Here is a 3,744-nt window from a genome sequence, read left to right as displayed (position 1 = left end):
ATTATCCGGGATAACGTCCCAGCATTTGACCCACGTATAACACCAACAAGGGCAATGGGAGAAGTAGTTGAATGTTTTCGTACATATCCGAATGTATTGCGCAGTAATCATCCACTCAGTAGTTTTGCAGCATGGGGGCAACACGCAGAAGAAATTACAGCGAATCATTCACTTTCCATAAGTTTTGGTGAAGAATCGCCATTACGAAAAATATACGATTTAGATGGATACATATTATTACTTGGTGTCGGTTATGACTCCAATACGTCCATACATTTATCTGAGGTACGTACAGGTGCACGCGAGTTAATAAAGGTAGGGGCGCCTATTATAGAAGAAGGTGTAAGAGTATGGAAAGAATTCGTTGAAATGGATTACGATTCTGACACGTTTGTAGAAATCGGAGTTGAATATGAGCGTAAAGGAACAGTTACGAGCGGGAAGATAGGGAATGCGACGTGCCGTTTTATGAGGCAACGTGATGCAGTTGACTTTGGAACAGAGTGGTTTCGTGCGAAAAATCAGTAAGGGATGGTTATTATGCAGGAGAAAAAAGTATTAATTACGAGCGGCGGTTGTCTAGAAAAATGGGATCAAGTACGTGGACATACAAATTTAGCAAAAGGTACGATTGGAAGAATTATTGCGGAAGAGCTAATGACAAAGGGCGCACATGTAATATATTTGCATGGCTATTTCGCTGAGAAGCCAATGGATGTAAATAACCAATTAGAATTGCACCCATTTGGGGGGATTATTGATTTACAAGATAAGATGAAAAGTATTATTACACATGAAAAAGTAGATGCAGTTATTATGGCTGCTGCTGGTTCAGATTGGGTTGTCGAAAAGATTTGTGACCAAGATGGAACTGTTCTTAATATGAACGGAAAGATTTCAAGTGATATCGCACCGATTATTCATTTTCAAAAAGCACCAAAAGTATTAAAACAAATAAAGAATTGGGATCCAGAAACGATACTCGTCGGCTTTAAACTTGAAAGTGATGTAAATGAAGCAGAACTTATTGAAAGAGCAAGCAAAAGGATGGAAGATGCAAAAGCAAGTGTAATGGTAGCGAACTCACCGCATTCTTTATATTCTCGCGGGGCTGTGCATCACGTTATTGGACAAGATGGTACTGTGAAGTTATGTAATGGGAAAGATGAAACTGCAAAAGAAATTGTCAATATGTTAGAGCATTTATGCAATCGTATTACTGCTATGGAAATTTAAGCTTTTAGAAAGAGCTGTAGTCGCATAGTATATAATGGAGTTAATATTAAATTAGTGGGGAACGTATCCCTCACTAATTATTAAATTGAATCAATAGAATAGGCCATTAGCTGCTCGTAAATGTGTAATACATGATATATACATAATGAACAATTTGTGAGGAGTGGATCCTATGGAACATTTATTAAAGCAAGCTATTAAACTTAGAAATGAAAAGAAATATGCGCAATCAAGAGATATACTAATTGGACTAACAAACTTTACGAGGGATGCAGAAGTGCTATATCAATGCGCTTGGATACATGATGCCATGGGTCTTGAAATGGAGGCGGTTCCGTATTATGAACAGGCAATTGCGAACGGACTTGATGGTGAATCCCTTCGCGGTGCGTATATCGGTCTTGGCAGTACGTATCGTTGTATAGGGGAATATGATAAAGCGATTACTGTATTAGAAGCAGGGATAAAGAAGTTCCCGGAAAATGATGTGATGAAAGTGTTTTTATCACTAGCAAAATACAATGTGAAAAATCATGAAGAAGCGATGAAATTATTGCTTGAAACGGTCGTAAAAATAGATGAGGTAAAAGAATTTGAACGTGCTATCTCATTTTATAAAGATAATTTAAATGAGGTCTTTAAATAAAGGAGAGAAGGAATGAATTCTTCAATTTCACGAAGGCGAAAAGGTGTGTGGATAGGGCTCGTAGCTGTAATTATGTTGTCGAATTATTTAGTATATTCTCTTCCGATTACACCAGCTGTACCAGAGGAAGTAGCGCTCGGTTCATTATTGGATTTTCTGTTTGTAATTCCGGTTATTACATATTTTCTAATTATCCGAAAGAGATATTCGTTAACGTACATCTTTCCTGTCGTAATTGCTGGATACATATTCGCAAGATTTATTATCCCAAGCGATTATTTACAAGCCTATTCATTTATTTCGTATATTATTGTGGCTGGAGAAATTGCTTTTATAGGGTTAGAGCTTTTCATTGTATATAAAATTATTAGAGCTCTTCCTAAAATAATGAAAAAATATAAAGAGTATATTAGAGAATATCAATCATTCTCTTATGCGATTGATAACGCATTTGACGCTACTATGAAAAGAAGCACAGCGGTGAATGTTATTCTTTCAGAGTGTAAATTATTCTATTATGCTTTTTTATCGTGGCGTGTAAAAGTACTAGAAAATGAATTCATATATTCATATCATAAAAAGACCGGTGCAATAGGTGTKTATATCATGATTATTCATGCAACATTAATTGAAAGTATCGGTTTTCATTATTTACTTCATCAATGGAATCCAGTTATAGCTTGGATTTTACTCATTTTGAACATATATGCGATGTTTTATTTTTTAGCCGAAATCCAAGCGATGCGTAAAAATCCAATTATCGTTGCGGAAGAAAAAGTGATCATTCAAATTGGATTAGGAAAGAAAATCGTTATACCATATACACAAATTGATAACATTGCGTTTTATAAAGGCGAACCTTTAACGAAAGAAGAAGAGAAAAAGGTTCTTGACGCAACTGTTATGGAATTCATAAAGGAACCTGCGACTTTTGAAATAACGTTAAAAGAGCCAATTAAAGCRCAGTTGTTATATGGATTTTCTAAAACAGTAAGTCGTGTCCATTTAAATGTTGATAATGAACGGGAATTTTATGCTGCGGTTATGGAGAAGTTGAAATAGGAGTAAAATGCTAAAGTATCACCGTGCGTTTGGTGTATATGGAGTTTGTATTGAAAAAAATAAAAGACCATATATGAATTGTGGTTAATAAAATAGTAGTAGTTCATTAACTCCTTCCATTATAGAAGGAGTTTTTATGATGCGGAATACGGTATACGGTATACTTTCTTAATCAGGAGCGTAAAGGATATAATTAAAAAAGGACTATATGATAAAAGGGGTAACTAAAAAATGAATTGTTTACGTACATCAAGGATTGAAATTATAGAAAGAAAAATACGTTATGATTCTACAACTGTAGATCACGTTTGTTTATTAGTAGAAGCACAACCGAAGAGAATCGTACTATTTCATGAGGTACAGTACCCTTTTACTATGACAGCAAACGAAATAAAATTAACTATTCCTAAAGGTAGTTATACAACCGCATATTATTGGGAAGATCGTCCGTATAACCTATACATATGGAGAGATGATGCTGGGCATTATTTAGGGTCATATTTTAATATCATAAAAAACACACATGTAGGAAATGAGTTAGTAACATTTGAAGATTTAATCATTGATATTATGGTTCTTCCTAATGGTGAGTATTTCATATTAGATGAAGTCGAATTACCTGAGTCATTAGATCAATTTGAAAATGGTTATGTGAAAGAAGCTCTTAACGTATTAACGGATACAATTCATGTCTTCTTACCTCAAATGATTTTAGAAACGGAGACTATATTTAAACAGAAAGAGATTTTTTCTACATGAAAAATAAAAAACTCGCAACTTAATAGCTTGCGGGTTTTCGT

General features: G+C 34.6%; 5 protein-coding genes. All 5 read left to right on the top strand.

Annotated elements, in window-relative coordinates; translation table 11 throughout:
• Positions 1-528: AAC(3) family N-acetyltransferase (locus AC1DJR_RS21175; protein WP_477003436.1), on the top strand; the 528-nt coding region annotated here is incomplete at its 5' end.
• Between the two features lie 12 nt (positions 529-540).
• Positions 541-1,236, top strand: coding sequence for a phosphopantothenoylcysteine decarboxylase domain-containing protein (locus AC1DJR_RS21170; RefSeq protein WP_429688369.1), 696 nt, complete (start codon positions 541-543; stop codon positions 1,234-1,236).
• A gap of 172 nt (positions 1,237-1,408) precedes the next feature.
• Complete coding sequence (locus tag AC1DJR_RS21165; protein ID WP_113735857.1) at positions 1,409-1,882, top strand: tetratricopeptide repeat protein; 474 nt, start codon at positions 1,409-1,411, stop codon at positions 1,880-1,882.
• Positions 1,883-1,894: 12 nt separating this feature from the next.
• Entirely contained in the window at positions 1,895-2,944 is a 1,050-nt protein-coding gene (locus AC1DJR_RS21160; RefSeq protein WP_429688368.1) for a hypothetical protein, read from the top strand.
• A 231-nt stretch (positions 2,945-3,175) separates the two neighbouring features.
• Positions 3,176-3,703 carry a ribonuclease FAU-1 family protein gene (locus tag AC1DJR_RS21155; protein WP_002013419.1) on the top strand — a complete coding sequence of 176 codons (528 nt, stop codon included), beginning with the start codon at positions 3,176-3,178 and terminating at the stop codon, positions 3,701-3,703.
• The last annotated feature ends 41 nt before the right edge of the window (positions 3,704-3,744 follow it).

It is taken from the genome of Bacillus sp. 05T31 (assembly GCF_056396725.1).
This window is presented reverse-complemented; position numbering and strand designations above follow the sequence as displayed.